Origin of the sequence: Nocardia nova NBRC 15556, from assembly GCF_001613005.1 — a bacterium.
Taxonomy (GTDB): domain Bacteria; phylum Actinomycetota; class Actinomycetes; order Mycobacteriales; family Mycobacteriaceae; genus Nocardia; species Nocardia nova.
The window spans coordinates 1-25,189 of record NZ_BDBN01000097.1 but is presented as its reverse complement, the minus strand read 5'-3'; the positions used below and the strand labels follow the sequence as shown (position 1 = coordinate 25,189).

Annotated in this window: 21 protein-coding genes; 13 read left to right on the top strand and 8 right to left on the bottom strand. The window is 67.4% G+C overall.

Features of this window, described 5'->3' with window-relative positions:
• Positions 1-557 precede the first annotated feature (557 nt).
• The 7 genes from NN2_RS30060 to NN2_RS30030 all read left to right on the top strand — a co-directional run bounded on the left by NN2_RS30060 (position 558) and on the right by NN2_RS30030 (position 11,094).
• The gene (locus NN2_RS30060) at positions 558-1,013 is read left to right on the top strand and encodes a pyridoxamine 5'-phosphate oxidase family protein (protein WP_062967967.1); all 456 of its coding nucleotides are present in this window, start codon (positions 558-560) and stop codon (positions 1,011-1,013) included.
• Between the two features lie 57 nt (positions 1,014-1,070).
• Positions 1,071-2,066 (top strand): NADPH:quinone reductase, encoded by a 996-nt coding sequence (locus NN2_RS30055; protein WP_063017999.1) that lies wholly within the window; start codon positions 1,071-1,073, stop codon positions 2,064-2,066.
• Positions 2,067-2,503: 437 nt separating this feature from the next.
• Positions 2,504-4,054 (top strand): multicopper oxidase family protein, encoded by a 1,551-nt coding sequence (locus NN2_RS30050; RefSeq protein WP_063017997.1) that lies wholly within the window; start codon positions 2,504-2,506, stop codon positions 4,052-4,054.
• A 202-nt stretch (positions 4,055-4,256) separates the two neighbouring features.
• The gene (locus NN2_RS30045; RefSeq protein ID WP_063017995.1) at positions 4,257-6,611 is read left to right on the top strand and encodes a heavy metal translocating P-type ATPase; all 2,355 of its coding nucleotides are present in this window, start codon (positions 4,257-4,259) and stop codon (positions 6,609-6,611) included.
• Between the two features lie 122 nt (positions 6,612-6,733).
• Positions 6,734-8,482, top strand: coding sequence for a sensor histidine kinase (locus NN2_RS30040; RefSeq protein WP_063018016.1), 1,749 nt, complete (start codon positions 6,734-6,736; stop codon positions 8,480-8,482).
• A gap of 377 nt (positions 8,483-8,859) precedes the next feature.
• Positions 8,860-9,279: a CBS domain-containing protein gene (locus tag NN2_RS30035; RefSeq protein ID WP_063017993.1), complete on the top strand. Its 420-nt coding sequence runs from the start codon at positions 8,860-8,862 to the stop codon at positions 9,277-9,279.
• Between the two features lie 12 nt (positions 9,280-9,291).
• Positions 9,292-11,094: an adenosylcobalamin-dependent ribonucleoside-diphosphate reductase gene (locus NN2_RS30030; protein ID WP_063017991.1), complete on the top strand. Its 1,803-nt coding sequence runs from the start codon at positions 9,292-9,294 to the stop codon at positions 11,092-11,094.
• A gap of 21 nt (positions 11,095-11,115) precedes the next feature.
• Here NN2_RS30030 and NN2_RS30025 read toward each other — a convergent pair whose 3' ends face one another.
• The 5 genes from NN2_RS30025 to NN2_RS30005 form a co-directional block, all read right to left on the bottom strand.
• On the bottom strand, positions 11,116-12,015 hold the full coding sequence (locus NN2_RS30025; protein ID WP_063017989.1) for a universal stress protein: 900 nt from the start codon (positions 12,013-12,015) through the stop codon (positions 11,116-11,118).
• 40 nt (positions 12,016-12,055) lie between these two features.
• Positions 12,056-12,478, bottom strand: coding sequence for an Hsp20/alpha crystallin family protein (locus NN2_RS30020; RefSeq protein ID WP_063018014.1), 423 nt, complete (start codon positions 12,476-12,478; stop codon positions 12,056-12,058).
• A 117-nt stretch (positions 12,479-12,595) separates the two neighbouring features.
• Positions 12,596-13,471: a slipin family protein gene (locus tag NN2_RS30015; RefSeq protein ID WP_082857383.1), complete on the bottom strand. Its 876-nt coding sequence runs from the start codon at positions 13,469-13,471 to the stop codon at positions 12,596-12,598.
• Between the two features lie 9 nt (positions 13,472-13,480).
• Positions 13,481-13,720 (bottom strand): amphi-Trp domain-containing protein, encoded by a 240-nt coding sequence (locus tag NN2_RS30010; RefSeq protein ID WP_063017987.1) that lies wholly within the window; start codon positions 13,718-13,720, stop codon positions 13,481-13,483.
• Positions 13,721-13,823: 103 nt separating this feature from the next.
• Entirely contained in the window at positions 13,824-14,339 is a 516-nt protein-coding gene (locus NN2_RS30005; RefSeq protein WP_169812464.1) for a GNAT family N-acetyltransferase, read from the bottom strand.
• Positions 14,340-14,755: 416 nt separating this feature from the next.
• On the opposite strand from NN2_RS30005, the gene NN2_RS30000 reads away from it, so the two are divergent.
• Positions 14,756-15,247 carry an archease gene (locus tag NN2_RS30000; protein ID WP_146098749.1) on the top strand — a complete coding sequence of 164 codons (492 nt, stop codon included), beginning with the start codon at positions 14,756-14,758 and terminating at the stop codon, positions 15,245-15,247.
• A gap of 161 nt (positions 15,248-15,408) precedes the next feature.
• Positions 15,409-15,630 carry a hypothetical protein gene (locus NN2_RS29995; RefSeq protein ID WP_063017982.1) on the top strand — a complete coding sequence of 74 codons (222 nt, stop codon included), beginning with the start codon at positions 15,409-15,411 and terminating at the stop codon, positions 15,628-15,630.
• Positions 15,631-15,712: 82 nt separating this feature from the next.
• Here the strand turns inward: NN2_RS29995 and NN2_RS29990 are convergent, their stop codons facing one another.
• The 3 genes from NN2_RS29990 to NN2_RS29980 all read right to left on the bottom strand — a co-directional run bounded on the left by NN2_RS29990 (position 15,713) and on the right by NN2_RS29980 (position 20,894).
• A complete protein-coding gene (locus NN2_RS29990) occupies positions 15,713-17,410 on the bottom strand; it encodes an Nramp family divalent metal transporter (protein ID WP_082857382.1) in 1,698 nt (565 codons plus the stop codon).
• Positions 17,407-18,729 carry a magnesium transporter MgtE N-terminal domain-containing protein gene (locus NN2_RS29985; protein ID WP_063017981.1) on the bottom strand — a complete coding sequence of 441 codons (1,323 nt, stop codon included), beginning with the start codon at positions 18,727-18,729 and terminating at the stop codon, positions 17,407-17,409. The genes NN2_RS29990 and NN2_RS29985 overlap by 4 nt, the downstream gene beginning before the upstream one ends.
• A 200-nt stretch (positions 18,730-18,929) precedes the next feature.
• Positions 18,930-20,894 carry a potassium transporter Kup gene (locus NN2_RS29980; RefSeq protein WP_082857381.1) on the bottom strand — a complete coding sequence of 655 codons (1,965 nt, stop codon included), beginning with the start codon at positions 20,892-20,894 and terminating at the stop codon, positions 18,930-18,932.
• A gap of 376 nt (positions 20,895-21,270) precedes the next feature.
• On the opposite strand from NN2_RS29980, the gene NN2_RS29975 reads away from it, so the two are divergent.
• From NN2_RS29975 to NN2_RS29960, 4 genes are all read left to right on the top strand, one after another.
• Positions 21,271-22,302 carry a uroporphyrinogen decarboxylase/cobalamine-independent methonine synthase family protein gene (locus tag NN2_RS29975; protein ID WP_063018008.1) on the top strand — a complete coding sequence of 344 codons (1,032 nt, stop codon included), beginning with the start codon at positions 21,271-21,273 and terminating at the stop codon, positions 22,300-22,302.
• Between the two features lie 319 nt (positions 22,303-22,621).
• Positions 22,622-23,335 (top strand): VIT1/CCC1 transporter family protein, encoded by a 714-nt coding sequence (locus tag NN2_RS29970; protein WP_063017979.1) that lies wholly within the window; start codon positions 22,622-22,624, stop codon positions 23,333-23,335.
• Between the two features lie 205 nt (positions 23,336-23,540).
• Entirely contained in the window at positions 23,541-23,861 is a 321-nt protein-coding gene (locus NN2_RS29965) for a winged helix-turn-helix transcriptional regulator (protein ID WP_063910915.1), read from the top strand.
• 138 nt (positions 23,862-23,999) lie between these two features.
• Positions 24,000-24,728 carry a DUF6670 family protein gene (locus tag NN2_RS29960; protein ID WP_156511512.1) on the top strand — a complete coding sequence of 243 codons (729 nt, stop codon included), beginning with the start codon at positions 24,000-24,002 and terminating at the stop codon, positions 24,726-24,728.
• Positions 24,729-25,189: the final 461 nt, after the last annotated feature.

Genomic DNA, 25,189 nt, shown 5'->3' with positions numbered 1-25,189 from the left:
CGATGACATGCTCGTCTTCGGTGGCTTCCTGCCCGGAGGACCTGGGCACAGTGCCCTGACCGTCGCCGGAGATGGCGATGACGATGGGCATCGGGTTGGCGTATCGGGCGGGGTAGTCGATAGAAGCGGAATGCGAACCGCTGCTGGTCCAGCAACCGGGCGACAGTGTCGGTGATCAGATCCCCGCCTGGGTATCCGGTGCCGCCCGTGATGCGAACATCATCGCAGTGTCTGCTCGAGCCTGCCCGGTTACTGCGTAACGATATCGGCTGCAACACCGCAACTGCAGAGCTGGGCGGTGAGGCTGGATCCCGGGTCGGACTGGACCGAGGAGCGGGAATGGCGGGGCACGGCCGGCCGGATGGACGCTTTCGGCGGCCGAGACATCGTCGCCTGAAGTTCGCAGTCGTCGAACGGTTCATCGGGGCCTTCTCCTGACTTGGGGGCTGTCCGTCAGCGACGTGGGACAGTGGTCGCCGCGCGCCTGACGAGTCTGGTGATTGCTGTGACGGGAGCGGGCTCGGATTCGCCGGCAGGTCCGGGGGTAGGCACGGGACATGGGTGTCATCGACGAGGACATGCGCTCGATCGTGGACAGCGCCAAACTCGGGTTCGTCGCCACGGTGTGCGCGGACGGATCACCGAACCTTTCCCCGAAGGGAACCGTGCGGGTGTACGACGACGACCATCTGGTGTTCCTGAATCAGGCATCGCCGGGCACGGTCGCCAACTTGCGGCGTGATCCCCGACTGGAAATCAACGTGGTCGACTTCCTCAAACGACGCGGCTACCGGTTCAAGGGAACCGCCGAATTCCACGGCCCCGGCAGTGCGGTGTTCGAGTGGATTCACGACTGGTTGCTCGCCACACAGGGACCGGGATATCCCGCGATCGAAGCGGTGCTGGTGACCGTGGACCGCGCCCTGCCGGTGGACTCGCCGGCCTACCAGTTCGGGCATGCCACCGAGTCCGAGCTGCGGGCGGCCTGGGCCGCAACGTACGGGATCGAGTAAGTCCCCAGGCCGTGACCGCCGTGTCGGCGCCTCATCGGCCGAAAGGAGGCAGGCGCGATGGCCGGGATTCCGGACGTGATGTACGCGGCCTACGTGGAGTCGCTCGGCCCGGCCGATGCGATCCGCTACGGACGGTTGCCCGTCCCGCGAATCGGGCCCACCGATGTGCTGGTGGCCGTCCACGCGGTCACGGTCGACCCGGTGGACACGTTCGTGCGGTCGGGGGCGTATGCGACGCCGACTCCCTTCCCGTTCATCATCGGCCGCGACCTGGTCGGAAACGTCGCGGCGGTCGGCGGCGGGGTAGCCGGGTATGCGGTCGGGGACGCGGTGTGGTGCAACAGTCTGGGCCACGGTGGCCGGCAGGGCTCGTTCGCGCAGTACGTGGTTGTCCCGGTCGACCGGCTGTACCACCTGCCCGGCGGGGTGGATCCGGTCCAGGCGGTCGGTGTCGCACATCCGGCTGCCACGGCATGGTTGGGGCTGTTCCGGCACGCTCGGCTCGGGCTGGGAGACGCCGTATATATCGGCGGCGGTGCCGGAAACGTGGGCGATGCCGCGGTCCGCCTGGCGCGCGCGGCCGGCGCCCGGGTGATCGCGTCCGCCTCCGGGAACGGGCTCGAGCGTGTCCGCGATGCGGGGGCCGCTGTGGTGGTCGACTACCGGGACCCCGACATGGCCGAGCAGATCCGGGCGGCGGCGCCTGCGGGGTTGGACGTGTATTGGGACACCTCGGGTCATCACGATATCGACGTCGCGGTCGTGTTGCTGGCCCGCGGGGGCCGGCTCCTGCTGACAGCGGCCGGACCGCAGGCGCGGGTGCCGCTACCCGTCGACCGCGTCTACACCCACGACATCACCCTGGCTGGGTTCGTGATCAGCAACGCCGCCGTCACCGACCTGGCCGCCGCCGCGACCGTGCTCAACCGGAAGCTCGCCGACCGAACCCTGACCGCACGGATCGCCGACACGATGCCCCTGGCGCGAGCAGCCGAAGCACACCACCGTCTCGAAAAGGGTGGCGTCGGCGGCCGGCTCATCCTGATGCCATGACGAGGAACCGAGCCTGGCGCCACCAACGGAAATCGCAGACCATGTCGGATAAGCCGTTGCGGGACACCGTACAGTGGCACATCTTCGAAATTGACGCAGCCGGCCGAGACATTCCCTGCTGTCGAGCACACGGCCGGGCGAGGGTCGCACAGCCTTGGCCTGGGAGAACTACTGCCACAACACTTTTGGACGCGGTATTCCTATCGAGTTCTCAGTCCTGTGGCGTCGGGTGTTCTGATCGTGGCTATACCCCCCGGGGTGTAGGTTCGGGGTACCGGGGTGGCGGCGCATCCACCGGGCGTGGCCGGCACCTGGCCTGGCAGAACCGTCGGTCCTACGGGTCTGACAAGTCGCAGTCGTGCCCGAACCCGCGAGGGGCCGGGCCTCGACTGCGTCGACCCGTGTCATCGGCAGTTCTCACTCTTACAGGAGCGCTCATGTCGCCTAGTCACTCTTCGTCTCCGGCACCGCTGAACCGGCGCCGCTTTCTCGCACTCACCGCGAGCACAGCGGCGGCGGCCGCGGTGGCAGCTTGCTCGAACAATCCCGAACCCCGCCGTGACCTCGTCCTTCCCGACTCGGCCGAGGTGAAGGCCGCCGAGGCCGCGCGCCGCACCCCGAACGCCCCGGTCCGGCAGGTGAACCTGCGCGCCCAACCCACCACTGTCGATCTCGGCGGGGTTCAGGTCGATACCTGGACCTACGGTGGCCGGCTGCCCGGCCAGGAGATCCGCGTGGCTCGCGGCGAGGTCCTGCGCGCCGAGGTCACCAACACGTTGCCCGCGCCGACCACGATCCATTGGCACGGCATCGCGCTGCGCAACGATATGGACGGCAGCCCCGACATCACTCAGCCCGCGATCGCCGCCGGCGGCGGTTTTCCCTACGAGTTCACCACCCCCGATTCCGGGACGTACTGGTTCCATCCGCACGTCGGATTGCAACTCGACCGCGGGCTGTACGCGCCGCTGATCGTCGAAGACCCCGCCGACGGCCGCGACTACGACACCGAGGCCGTCATCGTCCTCGACGACTGGCTCGACGGTATCGGCGGCCGCACACCCGACAAACAACTGCAGCAACTACAGGCCGGCGGCATGAGTGGCATGGGTGGCATGAATATGGGCGGAATGAGCGGGATGAACATGGGCGGCATGTCGATGCCCACCGACCCGAACAATCCGCTCGGCAGCGACGCCGGCGACGTCAAGGACTACCCGTACTTTCTCATCAACGGCCGCACCGGCACCGACCCGGTCACCCTTTCCGGTAGGCCCGGTCAGCGGATGCGGTTGCGAATCATCAATGCCGGCGCCGATACCGCCTTCCGCGTCGCTGTCGGAGGCCACCGGTTACGGGTCACCCACACCGACGGCTACCCCGTTGTGCCGACCAGCACCGACAGTCTGCTCATCAGCATGGGCGAACGTTACGATGCGATCGTCGATCTCGCCGATGGCGTCTTTCCTCTCGTCGCCGCGGCCGAGGGTAAAGCGGGGCAGGGGTTCGCGCTCATCCGCACCGGCGGCGGCGCCGCACCCGCATCGGATGTGCGTCCGGCCGAGCTCGCCGCTGCTCCGCTGACCGCGGACCGGCTCACCGCCACCGACAGCGCCCGGCTACCGCGGAAAAATCCCGACCACACTCTCGACGTCGCCCTCGGCGCCGACAATCGCGGATACATCTGGACCCTCAACGGCCGAACCTATGACCACCGCGCACCCCTCGACGTGACCGCGGGGCAGCGGATCCGGCTGCGATTCACCAATCGGACCACGATGTTTCATCCGATGCACTTACACGGCCATACATTCCAACTCCGCACCGCGGCGGGAAACGGGCCACGCAAGGACACCGTCATCGTCGGCTCCATGCAAACGATAGAAGCCGATCTCGACACCACCAACCCTGGCCAATGGATGCTGCACTGCCACAACGCCTACCACCAGGAAGCCGGAATGATGACCGTCATGTCCTATCTGCGCTGACCGCCCGTGCCCGGCAACGGCTGTCCGTTCTGTGACGTTGTACCCGTTGCCGGGATTCCTCGTCCTCTGCTCCGTGCCCGCGTCGATGCTCGATCGTTGAGATGCGGCGAGCCTGCGCGAAGAAGCGCGTGCGCAGGTGCCGGCCGAGCAGTGTGCGCGCAGGGAGGTCGACGAGGACGACCACCCGGGAGAGGAGACGCCGATGGTTGCCCAGGACTCCGCGACAGGCAGCTGGGCAGGTCGGGTTCGGCGGTGGGTCGAGCCGGCACTGCTGGTGGTGGTGGCTGTCGCACTGTTCGGTGGGCTGATCGCTTGGGCCGCAGGGTCTTCCGGGGTGGCGGACGGGTTCTGGATCGCGGCGATCGTGCCGGCGGTGTGGTGGATGGTGGCCACCGTGGTGAAGGGACGCGCGGGGGTCGATCTGATCGCGGTGCTCTCGCTGGTCGGCACGCTCGTGGTGGGCGAGTATCTGGCGGGTGCGTTGATCGCGGTGATGCTGGCCACCGGCCGCACCCTGGATGCCGCCGCGGAACGGCGGGCCTCCCACGATTTGCGGGCGCTGCTCGAGCACGCACCACGGTCTGCACGTCGCCGCGTCGGGGGCGAGGTCACCACGGTCGCGCTCGACGACATAGCCGTCGACGACGTCGTGGTCGTCGCGGCCGGTGAGGTGGTCCCGGTCGACGGGCGGATCATCGGTCCCGCCGCTGTCCTCGACGAGTCGGTGCTGACCGGGGAGCCGCTGCAGGTCGAACGCGAGATCGGGGAGCCGGTGCGCTCCGGGGTGGTCAACGCGGGCGCGACCTTCGAACTGCGTGCCACCGCCACTGCCGAGGCCAGTACCTACGCCGGGATCGTGCGACTGGCCCAGGAAGCCGGTGCGGAGAACGCGCCGGTCGTCCGGCTGGCCGACCGCTATGCGGCGTGGTTCCTTCCGCTGACGCTGCTCGTGGCGGCGGGCGCCTGGGTGTTCAGTGGCTCGCTGGTACGGGCGGTAGCGGTGCTGGTGGTGGCGACGCCGTGTCCGTTGCTGTTGGCCGCGCCGGTGGCGATCGTGTCGGGGTTGTCGCGTGCCTCGCGGCACGGGGTGATCATCCGCAGCGGCGGCGCGTTGGAAAACCTCGGGCACGCAACAACTTTGGTGATGGACAAGACAGGCACCCTGACTGCCGGCAGGCCGGTGGTCACCGCGGTGGTCGCGGCCCCGGGCGCCGACTCCGCCGAGGCGATGCGGCTCGCCGCCTCCCTCGACCAACTGTCACCGCATGTGCTGGCCGAAGCGATCGTCACCGAGGCGCTGGCCCGTAATCTGGTGCTGTCGTTGCCCACGGATGTCACCGAGCAGGCCGGGCGCGGAGTGCGCGGTGTCGTCGACGGTCACCGCATCGAGGTCGGGAAACTACCCGATACCGCCACTACCGCCGACTGGGCGCGCGCGGTGGTCAACCAGGCGAGTCTGGACTCGGCGGCGATCGCGTGGATCACCGTCGACGACCGGCTCACCGCCGCGATACTGCTGCGCGACCCGCTGCGCCGCCACGCGCCGCGCACGGTGCGACGCCTGCGGCAGGCCGGGTTGAACCGGCTGGTGATGCTGACCGGTGATCGGCCCGAGCCCGCCCGTGAGGTGGGTACCGTCCTGGGACTCGACGAGGTCTACGCCGGTCAGAGCCCCGCCGACAAAGTGCATGCGGTACAACGTGAACGCGAGGCCGCGCCCACGGTGATGGTCGGCGATGGCGTCAACGACGCCCCGGCGCTGGCCGCGGCCACCGTCGGAGTCGCCATGGGAGCGCGCGGCTCGACCGCCTCGTCGGAAGCCGCCGACATCGTGCTGGCCACCGACCGCCTCGACCGGCTCGCCGACGCGATGGACACCGCGCGCTGGTCACGCCGCATCGCGGTGCAAAGCGCTGTGGCCGGCATGGGCATGTCGCTGGTGGCCATGGTCATCGCGGCGCTGGGGTGGCTCCCGCCGGCGGCCGGCGCGCTGCTTCAGGAAGCCATCGATGTCGCGGTCATCGTCAACGCGCTGCGTGCGCTTCGCGGTAGTCCCGCCGCGCGCGCCCAGCTGCCTGCCGACACCGGCCGGCTGCTGCACCGCTTCGCGGGCGAGCACGACGAACTACGCGACACGCTCAGCCTGCTGCGCACCTCCGCCGACCGGCTCGCCCAGCACTCCGATCCCACGGCGCTGTCCGCGGTCGAGGAGGCCTACACATTCCTGGTCGACCGGCTGCTTCCGCACGAAACCGCCGAGGAGACCCAGCTGTATCCGAAACTGGCCGGGCCGCTGGGCAGCAGCGAAGCCACGGCCACGATGAGCCGCACCCACGCCGAGATCCAGCGACTGACCACGCGCATCGGCACTCATCTACAACTGGCCCGTTCCACCGGTCACATCGCCGCGGACCAGGTCGACGATCTGCTCGCCTGCCTCTACGGCCTGCACGCTCTGCTGCACCTGCACTTCCTGCAGGAAGAGGAAAACTACTTCACCCTCACCGACGATGAACCGGACACTCCACACGCCGTAGCGCCCTCATTACAACAGTGATCGTCCGGCGCCTCGAGAGCCCTCGGATCGGTTTACGCTACAGGTAGCGCACCGGTATGGAACATAGGCGTTTCGATTTTGGACGCAGGGTCACGTGGGTGTCTGCGAGGGAGGTGGCCGCCATGGGCGGCGGGCCGTCTGACAACAACGGGAGCGAGCGCGCGATCGAGGGCAGTGTCGCGGCGCGTGACGCGCTCTCGCAGCTGCAACTGCACACGGTTCTGTCCGAGCTGCGCGACCGGGTCGAGGACGTCATCAGTGCCCGCGACCAGACCGACAGCCTGATCGAGGCCATGCTGGCCGTGACCGCCGACCTGAATCTCGACGACACCCTGCATGCGATCGTGCACGCCGCCAAGGGGCTGGTCGGCGCTCGCTACGGCGCGGTCGGTGTGCTGGGCGCCGACGGCACACTGGCCCGATTCGTGCACGAAGGCATCGACGCCGAGACCGTCGCCCGGATCGGGCACCTGCCACGCGGGCGCGGAGTACTGGGAGTCACGCTCACCGACCCGAAAGCCCTGCGTCTCGACGACCTCGCCCGGCATCCGGAATCGGTGGGATTTCCCGAGCATCATCCACCGATGCACAGCTTCCTCGGTGTGCCGCTCCGCATCCGCGGCGAGAATTTCGGCAGCCTCTACCTGGCCGAGAAGACCAACGGCCAGCCGTTCACCGCGGACGACGAGGTCTTCCTCAGCGCTCTAGCGTCCGCCGCCGGCATCGCCGTCGACAATGCGCGGCTGTTCGGATCCGCGCAGCTTCGCCATCGGTGGATCGCCGCGACCTCGGAGTTGACCACCGAATTCCTCGCCGCCGCCCATCCCGACACCGTGCTGGGCCACGTCGTAGACCGAGCGAGGGAATTGACCTGCTCCGAGCGGGCCTGGATTGCTATCAGCGACGACCCCGACGTTCCCGCCGACGAAGTCACCGAACTGCACATCACTCACTGGGCCGGACCGGACACTCGACTCGACCGGCGAATCCCGGTCACCGACAGCATCTCCGAGGTCTTCCGCGACGGCAAAACGACCAGCAATCCCCGCATCGACCGCAGCGACAGTGCGTTGTTCGGAGACGGACCGGTCCTGCTGCTACCCCTGCACACCGGCGCCACCGCACTCGGCGTGCTGGTCTGCGCCCGCTCCGCAGAGCAGCCGTCCTATCCCGTTGAGGTCGCCGAACTGTGTAAAGGATTCACCGGGCAGGCGGCATTGGCGTTGGATGCGGCTCGGATGCAGCAGCGCGTCCGGGAGCTCGACGTATTCGCCGACCGCGACCGCATCGCGCGCGACCTGCACGATCACGTCATCCAACGGGTGTTCGCGATCGGACTCTCTCTCCAAGGCGCCGTCGGCTACAGCCACCGTCCCGACGTCCAGCAGCGCCTGTCCGACGCCGTCGACGAACTGCAGCAGGTCATCACCGACATCCGTGGCAGCATCTACGAACTCCACGCCGACACCGGCCCCACCCGGCTGCGCCAGCGCATCACCGACATCGTCCGCGGCCACGCCCAGCCCGCCGGGCTGCACGTCACCACCGGATTCACCGGTCCGCTCGACGCGGTACCGCCCGAGCTGGCCGATCACGCCGAAGCCGTTGTCGCCGAAGCTGTCAGCAACACCGTCCGCCACGCCGACGCCGACACCCTCGCCCTCGACGTCACCGTCGACGACGCACTCACCATCACCGTCGAGGACAACGGCATCGGCATTCCGGCCGATACCGACCTCACCGCCAGCGGTCTGGCCAACCTCGCCGACCGCGCCCGCGACGCCGGCGGCAGTTTCGACTACGGGCCCGCCACCCGGCCAGGTCCCCGCGGGCCGGGCACCCGCATCACCTGGACCGCTCCGTTGCCCTGAACCGGTCGGCCGCCAGGGACGGTGCACGCCGGCAGAAAGAGGTTCGTGGGACTTTCGGCACTTCCCCGCCCGGTGCTCTCGATGGAATCCTGGACGGTGCCGGGCACGCTCGGTGTTTGCTCGAGACGGTGGTTCGGTCAGCAGATTCGGGCCGAGCCACCACGAGACGTGAAACGTCGGATTCTCGGTGGTGCATGATCGACGCAGGCCCGTCCTCGAACAGGCATAACCAAATAACCGCAATGCCCGTCGTGTCGTGACACCGGCGGGCATTGTCGTCGATCCCACCTCGCGTGCTCATCGGGACTTTGTTCTCTTCCGGCCCTCCGTGCATCGGTGGAGGGTGGAGAACTGCCCATACTCGAAAGGAGAAAACGATGACCACAGCCAAGCAGATCATGCACGAGGGTGCCGCGTGGGTGTCTCGGACCGATACCGTCGAGCACGCTGCCCGGCTCATGCGCCGGCTCGACGTCGGAGTTCTACCGGTCAGCGATGAGAACGAGCGGCTGTGCGGAATCATCACCGACCGCGACATCGTGGTGAAATGCCTTGCGACCGGCGGTGATCCGGCGACGGCGACCTGCGCCTCGCTGTGTGAAGGGACGCCACGGTGGGTGGACGCCGATGCGGATGTTCACGACGTTCTGCACGAATTGGAGGAGCGCCGGATCAAGCGCCTACCGGTTATCGAGAACAAGCGGCTGGTCGGCATGATCAGCGAAGCGGATATCGCACGCCACCTCAGCGACGACGAGATCGCGAAATTCGTCGAAGGCGTCTACGCGGGCACCTGACAGCAGTGCGCCATGCCTGAAGATACCGGCGTCGTCGACGATCTCGGATTGTCATCGGCGGCCCTGGCGACGGTCGCCGAACGGTACCTGCGGCGCGATGCCGAGGGCAGGATCTGCGAGTCGCCGGGCCGGATGATGGATCGGGTCGCCCGGTTCGTCGCCGGTGCGGAGGACGCCTACCGGGCCGGCGGCAGCGAATACTGGGCGCAGCGGTTCGCGGCGCTGTTGCGCAGCCGCGAGTTTCTTCCGAATTCGCCGACCTTGATGAATGCCGGCACCGGTGACGGTGTGCTCTCCGGCTGCTTCGTTCTGCCACTGGAGGATTCGCTCGACTCCATCTTCACCACGCTGCGCACCGCCGCACTCCTGCATCGCGAGGGCGCCGGAACGGGATTCGCGTTCTCGCATCTGCGCCCCCGCGGCTCGCGCATATCGACCGGAGGGTCGGCGAGCGGTCCGGTCTCGTTCATCCAGCTGTTCGATGCGGCGGCCCGGGTAATTCGTCTGGGTGGGCGGCGCCGGGCCGCCAATATGGCGGTGCTGCACGTCCGGCACCCGGATATCCGGGAGTTCGTGCACGCGAAGACCGACACGACCGTGCTCTCGACCTTCAACCTGTCGGTGGCGGTGACCGACGAGTTCATGCGCGCGGCCGCCGAGGACCGCGGTCACCGCCTGATCGACCCCCACACCGGCGCGACCGTCCAGGAGGTGTCCGCGCGTGGTCTGCTGGCCGACATCGCCGAACAGGCCTGGCGCACCGGAGAGCCGGGTGTCCTGTTCCTGGATGCCGTCGCCCGGGCCGATCCGCTTCCCGACCTGGGGCCGCTGGAGGCCACCAATCCGTGCGGCGAGGTCCCGCTCCTACCGTACGAATCCTGCAATCTCGGATCGATCTGCCTGCCCCGGCTCCTCGACGGCGACCACATCGACGAGCAACGCCTCGCACGCGTCGTGCGCGAGGGTGTCCGCTTTCTCGACGATGTCATCGACGTCGCGGAGTATCCCGTGCCCGAACTCGGGGCCGCCGCACGCGCCACCCGAAAAATCGGCCTCGGCATCATGGGGCTGGCGGAAACCCTTGCCGCACTGGGCCTTCCGTACGACAGCGCGGAAGCGGTGGGTTTCACCGATCGCTTGATGTCGCGGATCGCACGGTGGGCGCGGACCGCGTCCCGGGAACTCGCCGCCGAGCGTGGGGCGTTCCCGCTGTTCGCACGGAGCATCCCGGCCCGGCAGAACGCGCCGCCGGTGCGCAACGCGCAGGTCACGTCCATCGCGCCGACCGGAACCATATCCCTCATCGCCGGGGTGAGCGCGGGGATCGAGCCACTGTTCGCCCTGGCATACACACGCCATCTCATCGGTCGGCAATTCGATTGTGTGGAACCGCTTTTCGAGCAGGCCGCCATCGAACGCGGAGTCTGGTCGGAGGCGGTGGCGGCCGAGGTCGCCGCGACGGGTATCGCGGGCGCGAACCTTCCCGCCGATCTCCGTCGCCTGTTCCGTACGGCGCACCAGATCGCGCCGATCTGGCATGTGCGGATGCAGACCGCGGTGCAGCGCCACACCGACGCGGCGGTCGCCAAGACCGTCAACATGGCGCCCGACTCGTCCGTCGCCGATGTCGAAGCAGTCTTCACGCGCGCCTGGCGGGCGGGAAACAAGGGTGTCACGGTGTATCGCTCGGGCAGCAGACCGGATCAGGTGCTGCGGTATCCGGGCGCGAGCACCGACACGACGAGCAACGACGCGGCCGTCGTCGTGCGCGGTGCGTACGGCGGAGGCACCGCGGTTCCGGAGCGCAGCGCGTGATGCCCGGAGGAGTTCGACCGTCTAGGCCCTCGGGCGCGCGACGATGACCGGGCATTCGGCCGACTGCACCACCGCCCGGCTGGTGGAGCCGAGCAGCATTCCGGCGAATCCGCCGCGACCGTGACTGCCGACGACCACCAGCTGTGCGTGCTCGGCCTCGGCGAGCAGGGCGCGGGCGGGCCTCTCGGGGACGGCGATGCTGTGCACCGCGACCTCGGGATGGCGATCCCGATGTGCGGCAAGGCTTTCCGTCAACAGAGCGAATTCCTTCTCGCGTGCTTGTTCCCACGCACCGGTGGACAGTTCGCCACCGGTCGAGTCGTTCCAGCACCGCAGCGCGGTGACCCCGACACCGCGTAGCTCGGCCTCTTCGAACGCGATCGCCACCGCCGGCACGCTGTTGTCACTGCCGTCCGTACCGACCAGAACGGGCCGGCGGGCGGAGATCGGGTCGAGGCTCGCCGACGTCCGCACCACAGCCACCGGACAGTGGGCGTAGTGAACCATCGCCGAACTCACCGAACCGAGGAAAGCCCGGTGAAAGGCGCCGCGCCCCCGGCTGCCCACCACGAGGGTCCGCGCGGTCCGCGATCGCATGATCAGGCAGGGGATGATCGGATCGAAGGTCACCTCCCGGCCGATCGTCAGCGCACCGGGTGCGACCGCCGCTCGGGCGATGCGCACCGCCTCGTCGGCGACGCGCTCGCCGTCGTCCTGCATCTGCTCGACGGCCTCCGCCGTCACATACGGCACCGGCCCGTACGCCCCTTGAAACGCCACGGAGGCGAGCACGTGCAGCGGACATCCGTGCAGTGCCGCGTCGGCTGCGGCCCACGCGACGGCCTGCTGCGACACGGCGGACCCATCGGTCGCCACCACGATCGGCGCAGGTGATCGCGCCCCGCGCGTTTCCTCGGTCATGAGTCGATGTCCCTTCCGGGAGTCGGTGGCCGGTGCCCGGTCAGTCGCCGGACTTCACGTCGACCTTCGTCACCTTCTCCTTCGGCTCGCCCATCGGAACGGTGACCGTGAGGATGCCCTTGGCATATGTCGCATCGATGCCCTCGTCCTGCGCTCCCTCGGGAAGCGAGACGGTGCGTTCGAAGGAGCCGTAGCTGAACTCCGAGCGTCCCTTCTCCTCGTGGGATTCGCTGCGCTCGGCCTTGATGGTGAGCAACCCGCCATGCACGGACACTTCGACGTCCTTCGCCGGGTCGATGCCGGGAATCTCGGTACGCACCACATAGTGGCCGTCGTCGACGGACTCCTCCACCCGCAGGAGATGACTGCCGAACATCGGCGCCAAGCCGGGAGTGAACGCATTCCACCAATCGGTGAAGTCGGGTAGCAGCGATCCGGGGCGGTGGGCGGGAAGCAGGTTCATGATCACTCCTCGGCTGTGTGGTGGGTGCCTGTTCCTATCCCTCGATCTCAGCGTGGCGGGCCGCGCACTCCTAGGGCAGCGAGTCTTCACCCCGGAGTGACGGAAGTCCTCGCCGCGTTACCGGTCCTGTTCGGCGCCCGTGGTGCCGGCGCGTGCGCGCTCGCTCGTCGCGCCGTTGAGCCGGCCGTGCTGGGTGAGTGGGTGAAGTGCTTCGGCCGCACCGGCTTCGCGGGCGAAGAAGCTGCTGATGTCGCCGATCGCACTCATCAGCGGCGCCGGGAACACGACGGTGGTGTTCTTGTCGACGCCCAGTTCGATCAGGGTTTGCAGATTGCGCAACTGCAGTGCCAGCGGGTGCGCGACCATGGTGTCGGAAGCCTCGCCCAGTGAGGCGGCGGCCAGCGATTCGCCCTCGGCGGCAATGATTTTCGCGCGCTTTTCGCGTTCGGCTTCGGCCTGGCGGGCCATCGCCCGCTGCATGCCGTCGGGAAGTTGGATGTCTTTCAGTTCGACCAGGGTGACCTCGACGCCCCACTCCACCGTCGTCGCGTCGAGGATCTGGCGGATGTCGGCATTGATCACGTCGGTCTCGGCGAGCGCTTGGTCGAGGGTGTGCTGACCCACCACCTTGCGCAGGGTGGTCTGTGCGATCTGATCGATCGCCGCGGCGACGTTCTCGATGACGATCACCGATTTCGCGGCGTCGATCACCCGGAAGTAGGCGACAGCCGAGATGTCGACACTGACGTTGTCGCGGGTGATGATGCCCTGCGACTGGATCGGCAGTGTCACGATGCGCATGGAGACCAGGCGCAGCCGGTCGACCACCGGAATGATGAAGCGCAGACCCGGTTCGCGCACGGCGATGAGCCGGCCCAGCCGGAACAGCACGCCGCGCTGATACTGGTTCACCACCCGGATCGACAGCGCCGCGACGATCGCGACGAGTACGACGACGGCGATGATGATCACGGTGATCGTGGCAGAACTCATGGGCCGGTCTCACTTCCTGCGTGTCGGCGCCCAGTGGAAGGCGAAATCGAGGGTGAGGTCGCCGTCGACGGCGCTGTCGATCTCCAGCTCGCGATGCACCTGTCGCGGGACCGGGACGGTGATTTCCGAGTTGCCGATCCCGTAGGTCAGATCGGTTCCGGCGTCGAGCCGATCGGCGATGTGGCGCAATTCGGCGGCCAGCTCGCCGCGGGTCAGAGTGCAGTGATTCTCGTACAGCGTGTGTGCCATGGTGATCAGTGCACGCCCGCGGTCGGTTCATCGCCAGGGGAGCACTACCCCGAATGGTCATGGCCTTGGTCACTCGGCCGCACGGGCGATGCGGTGTCGCACCTCAGAGTTGAAGAACGACGTGCACGATTTCGTTGTCATAGTCTGCCGACATCGGGATGTCGATGTCCTTCAGCAGCTGCATCATGGTGGAATTCGTCGCCATGACGTCGGCGACGAATCTGTCGATACCGCAGCGGCGGCCGTCGTCGGCGAGGCGCGTGAGCAGGGCGGTGCCGATGCCCGATTGCTGATCTTCATGCGCAACGACCATGGCCACCTCGGCGCAGTGTGTGCCGGGGGAGACGATGTAGTTGGCGACACCGATGAGCCGAGGTCCGAGAAACGCGCCCACCGCGCCGTGACCCGGATCGTTGCTCGCTGTCGCCGCGGCCAGATGGTCCAGATGTTTCGGCCGCGGCCCGAAGAATCGGTAGTAGCTGTCGTGTTCGTCGAGCGCCGCGTGGAGGTCGCGAACAGCGCTCGCATCGCCGGGGCCGAGCCGGCGAAAGGTGACATCGTCGAGATCCAGGGTCGTCTCCGCGGTCGGGGCGAATTCCGGATCGTGGGAGTGCGACATATCTGCCAGCATCGGCCACGGCACTGGACTCCCGACAGGGCCGGAGGTCCCGCCGTCCGCCGACCGCGGCAGCGAGTGCTACCGGGCCCTCCGTCGGTTGCCGTGTCTATGGCCCGCTCGAGGAAATCGCTCCAGCGAGGCATCTCGATGCCTTTCCGTTCACCATCGAAGTGACCTGCTGATTTTCATCCGCGATGGCGTCGTTCCCGTAGGGGCGCGGGTCGACGGAACGCCAGGAACCTTCTCCCCTTCTCTCCGGCACACCGATGGCTACCGCATTCGGGTCCGTCTGCTCCGGTGCGTCCGCGGAGTATTCATGAAGAATCGGCTGAGAGAGGTTTCCGTCTTCCGAGATGGTCGCGTCCGCCGCACGGCCGATCCCGTGAACCAGCTATCGCCGGTCGGAGGTGATGACCATGAAACCAGCGGGACACACGTCTTCGATGCGCGAGGCCGAGATCGGACTCGAGGCGTGGGCAGCCACGTGCGAGCGCTGTCTGGTCGAGACGGTCGACGCACTGGTGGACTGCTTCGTGGTCGGGCCGAGGCCTTGCCCGTCCGAAGTGATCGAGTGGACGCATATGTGTCACGACCCGGAGAGCCTCTTGGGATATCTGTTGGAATGGGTGATTTATCACCGGCGCGTATTCGCCCGCATCCCAGTCGTCACGAGCGTCGAGAAGGCGAGTGGATGGGATATTCGGCTGGAGACCGCCGATGTGAGCGGCCGGATGGACGATGCCCCGGAGTGCGTGCATGTCCAGGCGGTCGACCTGCGCCCCGAGTTCGGCGGCTGGCGCTGCACCGTGACATTGGATGCGAGCACGGAGTCGGATGAACTGTCGTGCACACCGGCCCCCGAGAACACCCCACGCATCCAGCACGTGATTTCGGCTCGGCTGGCGTAGGTCGTGCCGGTCCGTTGACGGAAAGCCCCGGGTGGGGGCGGAGACCTTTGCGCGTTCCTTACGGCTGTCGATGACGATGATTGCTTGGATGGTGGTGAAGGTGGCCGCGCGAGCGGCGGTCGCGGATCGGTTGGCGTGTGCTGTCGAAGCGCGGAAGGCCGGTGATCAGGGTGGCTCGGTATCTCGCGGGTGGGTTCGAGACGGGGTGGGGTGTGGTCGCGTCGGCGCCGGAGCATGTTCCGGTGTACAGCACGATGCAGGTGTGGATCGGGACCGGGGTGGTCATGGTGATCGTGGTCGCGATGCTCGCGGCGATCGGCTGGACGATTCAGCGCGGACGAGTCGCCCGGCGTCCCCGGCATGGTGTCCACAGGCGCTCGTGATTCCAGGTCCGGGCACCCCGTGGGCCGATGGTGGCCGCGTCGATGCACATCGAACCTCCGGGTGGCATCTCGTGCGGCGATGTCAGCCGCGGCCGAGTTGGATGGCTTTGATCACCAGCAGGATCGCGCCGACGATCAGGTAGGCGCGCAGTGCGAGCATGCCGAGTTTCGTACCCGCGGACCAGGTGACGGGTTCGAGCAGGGTCAGTGGTGGCATCCGCCAGTGATCTCGGTCGGCGCGGTCGGCGACCGCTGCCGGGACGGGCGCCGGCGTGCGGCGCTGCATCCACCTGAGCCCCGCTGTGGCGAGGATCGCGAGGACGGCCAGCGCGCCGGTGAGCCATCCGGCGGTGGCCACGACGTCGATGCCGGGGAAGAGGGTGGTGGCCATCAGGATTCCGGAAAGCAGGAGCAGGACCGCGACGATGATTCCGGCGACGACGTTGAGCCAGGTGCGGTTGACCCAGGGGCCGAGGACTTGGGGGTCGTTGCACAGCAGGAGCAGGAAGACGCTGGCGCTGGGAAGCAGCAGACCGGCGAGGGCTTGGACCGCGGTGGTGATCAGTCCGAGGGGAGCTCCCGGGATGAGGACGATCGCCGCGGCGAGGGTGACCATGGCGATATAGGACAGGTAGAACTGCTTGGCGTCGCGGAAGCCCCGGTGCAGGGAGTGTTTGATGCCGAAGACGTCGCCGAAGGCGTAGCTGGTGGCGAGGGTGACGGCGGCGGCGCCGATGATGGAGGCGTCGAGGAGCACGATCGCGAAGATCGCCCCGAGGGCCCGGTCGATGTCGCCGAGTAGGTGGGCGATTTCTCCGGCGTCGGTGAACTGCCCGGTGGTTGCGGTGGTGCGGGCGGCGTAGTCGGCGGTCATCATGAGTGCCGCCGCGCCGATGACGACGACGAAGGCGCCGAGTGTGGTGTCGGCGCGTTCGTAGCCGATGAAGCGTGGGGTGATGCGTTTGTCGACGATGTTGGATTGCTGGAAGAACAACTGCCAGGGCGCGACGGTGGTGCCGACGATGGCGATGATCAGCAGCACCGCATCGGAGGTGACGCCGCCGCGTACGCCCGGGACGACGAAATCGGTTGCCGCGCGACCCCATTCGGGATGTGAGAGCAGCAGCATGGGGATCTGCAGCAAGGTGATGGCGATGAAGACGAACATCACGCGTTCCCAGCGCCGGAAGCTGCCGCTGGCCATGATCGTCACGAGTGCGACCGCGGCGGTCGGGACGACGATGTATTTGGAGATGCCGATGTAGTCCGCGGCGAGGGTGACACCGATGAATTCGGTGATGATGGTCAGGAAGTTGAGGATGAACAGGTCTCCGACGGAGAACCAGCCCCAGCCGCGGCCGAAGCGTTCGTTGATCAGCCGGGCGTGCCCGACGCCGGTGACCGCGCCGAGGCGGACGACCATTTCCTGATTCACGATCAGTACCGGTATCAGCAGCAACAGCACCCAGAGCAGGCTGTAGCCGTAGTTCTGGCCGGCTTGTGCGTAGGTGGCCACGCCGCCGGCGTCGTTGTCGCCGACCATCACGATCAGCCCGGGGCCGACGATGGCCAGCAGTGTCAGTGCGCGTGTGCGGAGGGTGCGGGGGTGGTCGCTGTCGCTGAGCCGGATGCGACCGAGAGCGCCCTCGATATCGCCGAGGTGCGCCGAGTCCAGGACCGCTGAGCGTGGTTGCGCCCGCGGGGTGCTCGCGGGCGGTGCCGGGCGAGGCGTCGGCGTGGGTTGTGCTGGGGCGGAGTCGGTTTCGTGCGCGTCGGTCATAGCGGTAGGTCGTGGTCGGCGGCGTCGGCGACCGTGCCGGTGTCGCGGATCGGGCGGGGCGCGGGTTCTCGGCGCCGCCAATCGTCGGGGATCGTGGCCTCCAGGACGTCGTCGACGGTGACCACCCCGAGGACGCGGTCGGTGTCGTCGATCACCGGGAGCGCGTAGAGGTTGTAGTCGGCCATCAGCAACGCGATATCGGTCAGGTCGGCGTCCGCGGTGACCCGGACCGGGTCGGCATCCATCACCTCCGACACGGCGCGGCCGGGTTCGCTCTGCAACAGGGTGATCACCGATACCACTCCCACCAGCCGTCCCTCGTCGAGGACATGGATTTTCAACAGCGCCTCGGATTGCAGGCCGTGCGCGGTGGCGATGATCGAGAGTGCTTGTGCCGCAGTCGTATTCGATTCGCAGGTGGCGAAGTCGACGGTCATCAGGCCGCCGGCGCTGTCGGGGTTGAACCCCATCAGGGTGATCACCTTGGTGCGCTGCCCGGCGGGCATCAGGTCCAGGACCCGCCGTCGCCGGGATTGACGTAGGTCGGTGACGGCGTCGGCGGCATCATCGGCGCGCATGCGGCCCAGCAGCGCGGCGACCTCGGAGTCGGGCATGTCCTTCAGCAGCCGGCTGGCTTCGTCGGGATCCAGTTCTTCGAAGACGTCGGCTTCCAGCTCCGGGTTGTCGTGCACGCGGTCGAGAATTTCGCCCTGCTCGTTTTTGGTGGCGTCTTCGAGCAGGTCGGCGATCTGCGCCGGTTTCAACGCGCCTACCCGGCCACTGAGACGGCGCACGGTGATCGAACCGGGATGACCGATCAACGGTTCGAACGCCTTCCAATCCCGGGACGCATGTCCGGCGCCGGTTTTGACCAGCCCGAACAACCGGGCGGGGCGGCGGGTGTCGAGGCGGGCCAGAACCCAGCCGGAGCCGGTGTCGTCGAGTTCGACATCGTAGGCGCGCACCAGTTCCGCCGCCGAGACGTCGATCAGCCGATGACCGAGGATGTCGGCCCGTAACAACACCTCGCCCTCGCGGCGTTCGAAACCACGCAGGTCGACCTTGTTGACCGCCAACAGGATCCGGTCCGCGGTGAAGTCACGGATTCTGCCGGACGAGACGAAGACCTTGCGACCCCCCATCCCGACCACAGCTCCGGTCACCGGAGGGTAGGCGTCGCCACCGGGGAGGCGAACTATCAGGTCTTCGACCCGGCCGATCGTCTCGCCGGATTTCGCGATCACCGGAGCCTTCACCAACTGCGACAGATGCAGCGTGCCGCCCGTCGACGTGGAGCCGGCCGAAAGGTCTTCGTTCATGTCCCACTCCCGCCTGGCAGGCCGACACCGATGATGTGATCCGAATTCTGCACCGACCGCGTCCCGGCCGCGACTACGCGACGCCGACAGCTATCTGAACGCCGGGTACCGCGCACCATGCCGCCGCCTCCGCGCCCGCCGCAAGATCCGGCCGGCAATCCATACGGATCCTTAGCGGGTCCGGTGCCGGATCTCGTGGCTTACACCTCGATCTGTGAGCCCATGATGATGGTGCGGTCGCGTGGCAGGCCGAAGTAGTCGGCGGCGTCGGCGGTGATGTAGGAGGTGGCGATGAACAGGCGCTTGCGCCACGAGGCCATGGTGGCGGCGGTGCCGCGGCGGAGTTCGATGGTGGACAGGAAATAGGAGGCGCGGTCGAGGTCGAGCGGGCCCTCGGTGTCTCGTCGGTCGACGAGTGCGAGCGCGTGGGGAACGTCGGGGGTTTCCATGTAGCCGTAGCGGGCGGTGACGTGGGTGATGCCGTCGTCGGGGGGTCCCAGCGGGTCGGTGGCGATGCGTTCGTTGTCGGGGATGCGGGGGACGGGTTCGGTGTGGATCGACAGGATCACGATGTGGTGGTGGCGCACGTGGTTGTGTTCGACGTTGGCGCGCAAGGCCAGTGGAGCTGTTTCCTTGCCGCGGTTGAGGAAGATCGCGGTGCCGGGGACTCGCGTCGTGGCGGGTGTGCCTTCGGCGAGTTCGTCGACGAATTTCCGCAGCGATCCCTCTCGCCGGATTCGTTCGGCGGTCACGATCTGGCGGCCACGTTGCCAGGTCGTCATGACCGTGAATGCGGTCAGGCCGATCAGCAGCGGCAGCCAGGCGCCGTGCACGAACTTGGTGAGATTGGCGGCGACGAACAGCAGATCGACGGTCAGCAGCGGGAGTGCCCCCGCGGCGAGGATCCAGCGGGGGATATGCCAGCGGCTTCGCGCGACGTAGAAGAACAGCAGGGTGGTGATGGTGATGGTTCCGGTCACGGCCATGCCGAAGGCGAAGGCCAGCGCGGTCGAACTGCGGAAGGCGAAGACCAGGGTGAGTACCGAGACCATCAGCAACCAGTTGATCCACGGGACGTAGATCTGGCCGATCGTGGATTCGGAGGTGTGGGCGATGCGCAGCCGCGGCAGGTAGCCCAGTTGCGCGGCCTGGGAGGCAACGGAATACGCGCCGGTGATCACCGCTTGTGAGGCGATGACCGTGGCGGCGGTGGCCAGCAGCACCAGTGGCAGTCGTGCCCAGCCCGGTGCCAACAGGAAGAAGGGGCTGCTGATGTTGCGGGCGTCGTCGAGGATGAGTGCGCCCTGCCCCAGGTAGCTGAGTGTGCAGGCGGGAAAGACGAGGATCAGCCAAGCGCGGGTGATGGAGCGGCGGCCGAAATGTCCCATGTCCGCGTAGAGCGCCTCGGCGCCGGTCACCGCGAGCACGATCGCGGCGAGCGCGAAGAACGCTGTACCGAAGTGTCCGGCCAGAAAGCCCAGCGCGTACGTGGGCGACAGCGCCTGCAGGATGCGGGGATTGTGCGCGATGCCGCCGATGCCGCAGGTGCCGATGGTGAGGAACCACAGCACCATGATGGGGCCGAACATCCGTCCGACCGTGGCGGTGCCGCGGCGTTGCACCACGAACAGCGCCACGATGATCACGACCGTCACCGGGATGACAAGGTCTTTCAAGGCCGGCTCGACGACCTTGATGCCCTCGACGGACGACAGTACCGAGATCGCCGGCGTGATCATGCTGTCACCGAAAAACAATGAGGCGCCGAAGATTCCGAGCGCGGCCAGGCCGATCGCCGTTTTCCGCCCGCGCGGTGAACTCCACCGGCGAAGCAGCGTGATGAGTGCCATGATGCCACCCTCGCCGTCGTTGTCGGCGCGCATGGCGAGCAGGACGTAGGTGACGGTGACGATGATCATCACCGACCAGAACACCAACGACACCACGCCGAACACGTTGTCGCTGTTCACCGGTACGGGATGGGGGTCGCCCGGGTCGAATACGGTTTGCAGGGTGTAGATCGGGCTCGTCCCGATATCGCCGAACACCACCCCCAGCGCGCCGATCACGACACTCCAGCGCACGGTATCGCGGTGGCTCGGCGGCTGCCCCGGTTCCACCTCGAACGCGGGGCCGCCTCCGATGGTGCCCTTCGCCCCTGTCATGGTGCTCCTCCACGTCGTGGTGTCACGCCAGTCGGACGATACAGCGCACGGCCTTCGAGGCGGGTGAAGGGCGTGGCAGCGGTCTGCCACCGAGTGGGCTCGACCTATCGGGCGTGGATCTGTGCCGACAGCTGCGGGATCGTTCACCGGTTCCCGTCATCGCGGGCTGCCTCGACCACAGCGGCTTGTCATGGCCTTCTACGACCAAGGCACGGTTACTCAGAACCCGCTCGGCAACCGCTGATACGCAGCGCATTTTCGCGTGTGGGAATCGCGGGGACGGCGGCTGGATCTACTCTCGTCGCGTCGATCGAGCCGCCGCTGCGTCCACGAATTCCGCGCCCGGACCCAGCGGCCGGAATACGAGGAGTTCGCGGTGACCCGAGGCGATGTTCATCTGTGTGGAAGTGTGCCGCTGCCGAATGCGGAGGCCGTATTCGATACGGCCGCGCGCCGGCTCGGACCGTGGCTCAGCCGCATACCCGACGGTGAGACCGGCGAGCGGGACAACTTCACGGTCTGGCAGTTGCCGCGCATGGGCGCGCATCCGGATCTGGAGACGGTGCCGCCGCCGAGCCCGGAATACGGGCCCAGTGAGCGGGTGCGGCCCAAACCGGGCGTGGATCCCGCATCGATCGATTTCGGTGAGCTGGGTTACGCGCAGGCAGCGCTCGAGTCGTGGAGCGTGTTCCGCAAGCTGCGCGAACGCGGCGACATCGATGCCGGTGTGCGGTTCCAGGTCTGCCTGCCCACCCCGATCTCGGTGGTGGGCGCCTTCGTCGGCGATCCGCAGGACATTCTCGAACAGCGCTACGAGGCGGCTCTGCTCGCCGAACTCGGCCGCATCGCCGCGGAGATCCCGCACACCGATCTTGCGGTGCAGTGGGATTGCCCGGTCGAGTTCGCCATCTTCGAGGGGGTGTTCCCGTCCTGGTTCGGCGCCGACGACGACACTCGGCTGAGTGAGATCGTCGCCCGGCTCGTGCGCCTCGGCGCGGCCGTGCCCGGAAACGTCGAACTCGGATATCACTTGTGCTACGGCGATTTCGGGCATCGTCACTTCGCCGAGCCCGCCGACACCGGTCGTATGGTGGCGGTGCTGTCCGGTGTGCTGGCGGCGCTGCCGCGCCGGGTCGACTGGGTGCATATGCCGGTTCCGCGCTCGCGCGCCGACCGCGAGTACTTCGCACCGCTGGCCGGGCTGGACCTGCCGCCGCAGACCCGGCTGTACCTCGGACTGGTGCACGCCACCGACGGCCGCGACGGGGCCCTGCGTCGTATCGCCGGCGCCCGGGAAATCGTCGACGGCTTCGGTATCGCCACCGAATGCGGGTTCGGCCGTCGGCCCGCAGAGCACATTCCGGATCTGCTGGATCTGCATGCAGAACTGGCGGCCATGCTGTCGTGAGACCGGTGATCCGCCGACGCGAGTCCGAGCACCGGCGCCGGGACATGGTGGTGAGGCCGAGAACGAGGGCATGTTCCCCACGGCGGCGGCCACGGTCACCCGTAGCGAATCTGTTGCCCGGGAACCCGATCTTCGACGTTCGCCGGCCGGCCCGCAGCCGCTGACTCGGTCCGGGGCGAGTGTGCTGCGGGTGTCGCCGGTCACGGTCTCGGGTGATCTCTTCGGTGTCGTTGTGCTCTGTCGGCGGGGCCAGGCGGACAGGAACGATCGCAGCAATGAGGTCGTCCGAATCGACCCGGCAACCCGAAGGACTCGCATCATGACTCCGTTACAGATGGTCGGCCCGCATTCCGAACGGCATCGCGGCGAGCACGCGGGCTGGTTGCGCGCCGCGGTTCTGGGCGCCAACGACGGGCTGGTCTCGAACGCGAGCCTGATGGTCGGCGTGGCGGCCAGCGGCGCTTCCGCGGGCGCGGTTCTCACTGCGGGGCTGGCCGGCTTGGCGGCCGGGTCGATGGCCATGGCTGCGGGCGAATACGTTTCGGTCAGTTCGCAAGTCGACGTCGAACGCGGCGACCGGGCCAAAGAGGAACACGAACTGGCCATCGATCCGGAAGCCGAACTGACCGAGCTGGCGGGCATCTACCGTGACCGCGGACTGCCCGCCGAACTTGCCGCGCAGGTCGCCGCCGCACTGCACGACAACGACCCGCTCACCGCCCACCTGCGAGATGAGCTCGGGCACAACGAAATCACCGCCGCCCGCCCGGCACAAGCCGCGATGGCCTCGGCCGCAAGCTTCTTCCTCGGTGGTTTGCTCCCGCTACTCGGTTTGATCGCCCCGTCCAGCGGCACCCGGCTGGCGCTCATCGTGCTGGTGACCGTGCTGGGACTAGCCGTCGCGGGCGTTCTCGGTGCCCGGGTCGCCGGGACAGGCATTCTGCGCCCCGCGCTGCGCGTCGTCATCGGCGGCAGCCTCGCCATGGCGGTCACGGCCCTGGTCGGTCAACTCGTCCACGTCGCCGGCGTCTGAGGGGACCGCGACCGGGCGCGCCTCGATGGGGGCTTGTGAAGACCGGAGGGCGTGCCCCGGGCTGTCCTCCCTCACCGAATGCACCTGGCCGATCAGCCGTCCGATCGGTCGGGATTTCGAACCGCTGTAGGGTGGGTCGGTGAGTGAAGCAACGCCCCCCAGGCCGGGTGTGCCGGTACGGGGATCGAGCTCTGGCCAGCCATTGATGGCGGCCTTCGACCTGCTGGGGCGCCGTTGGGCGATCACGGTGCTGTGGGAGTTGCGCGGAGATCCGGTCGGATTTCGAGAGCTGCGGCGCAGCCTTGCGGGCATCTCCTCCAGTGTGCTGTCGACCCGGTTGCGCGAGCTGGTGTCGGTCGGCGTTGCCGAAACCGTGGCCGATGGGAAGTATCGGCTGACCCCGATCGGGATCGAACTGCTGTATGCGCTCGCCCCGCTCAAGGCGTGGTCGAGCAGCTGGGCCACACACCTGGGCGTGCAGAGTTTTCAGCGCGGCCCCGTCGACGATCTGGATCGTCTGCCCTGATTTTCGAACCGTCCTGAGCGGATAGAAGCTGGAGCTTCGTAAAAATTCACCTGATGCGGTTCGATTTTCAAACCACTTTGATCTAGGGTTCGTCTCAGGGGCGGACGAGAGGCCCGGATCATGGAGGTGAGGTTCGACATGCGATGGTTCCGTGTGCGGCGGCTGCGAGAAGTGGGAACCCGGCTCGTTCTCGCTGCGACTCGTCGTATCGTCCTCGGTTTCGCCGAGCGCGGCGCCGAATCGTCGAGGCGGGGGTTCGACAGCTCCTATCCACTGTCTCCACTGCCCGGAGATCGCTTCTACGGGTGGACGCACTATGGCGTGATGATCCCCAATCTTGCTGCGCCGCATCAGTATCTGAGTGTCATGGTGATGGCGGGAATGCCGGGGCAGCGGGCGTTCGACGTCGACGATGTCGTGACGACGACGCCACGCGACACCGCGACCGTGTCGATCTCCACCGCGGCGGCGGCGTACTACGGCACGGTGTCTCTGCGCGATGACTGCGCCTTCGGCTCTGCGGGGGACGATCTGCGTTTCGGTGCCGAGTTGACCATCGGCGGACGCTATCCGGAGTTGTTCGTGGCCATCGACATTCCCGGCATGACCGCACGCCTGCGGTTCGCACTCGCCGAGCGGGCAACCTGGTTCGTGCGGGGACGACCCTACGATCACCTGAGCTTGCTCGGGCGATACACCGGCTGGATCCGGACATCCGATGCCCGCGTAGACGTTTCGGGTGCGGCCAGGCCCAGCCACAGCATCCGCTTGCCCGCGAGCCGAGGTGCGCTGCGGCCGACAGGTCTCGTTTATCCGTTCACCGCCGAAGAAGTTGTGGCGCACATGGCCGGGATGCTTGCCCAGTGAGCAGCACCCGCCGCACGTCTTGTGGACGTCGCGACGGGTGCACTCGCGCGTGAACCGATCAGGAACGACGGCTTCGAGTCGGTGCCCTGTCCAGCTACCGTCACCGGTCGTACTTCTTCCCGAACAGTGGATTCAACCGTCCTGGCTGGTGTAGGTCTCGCAGCCTCTATCTGTATACGTTGATATGCGCATCTACGCATTTGATGCGGAGTTTCGTGCCCAGAGGAGTGGTTGACTTCCGTCGAAAGAAGCAGCCGAGAGGGGGCGGGCCGAGGAATGGTGCCACCTACGCTGCGAATGGTGCAGATGCCCGTACAGTCGATGGCCGTCCAGGTCAATGGCCTGAAATATGTTGCTGCGCTACGCATCACGAACGAAAAGTGCCACGCCGCTCAATGAAGCGAAGGAGAGGTAACCGCTTCGGCGCGGATGACCAGCTCGCCGAACCGGCGCGAGACGGC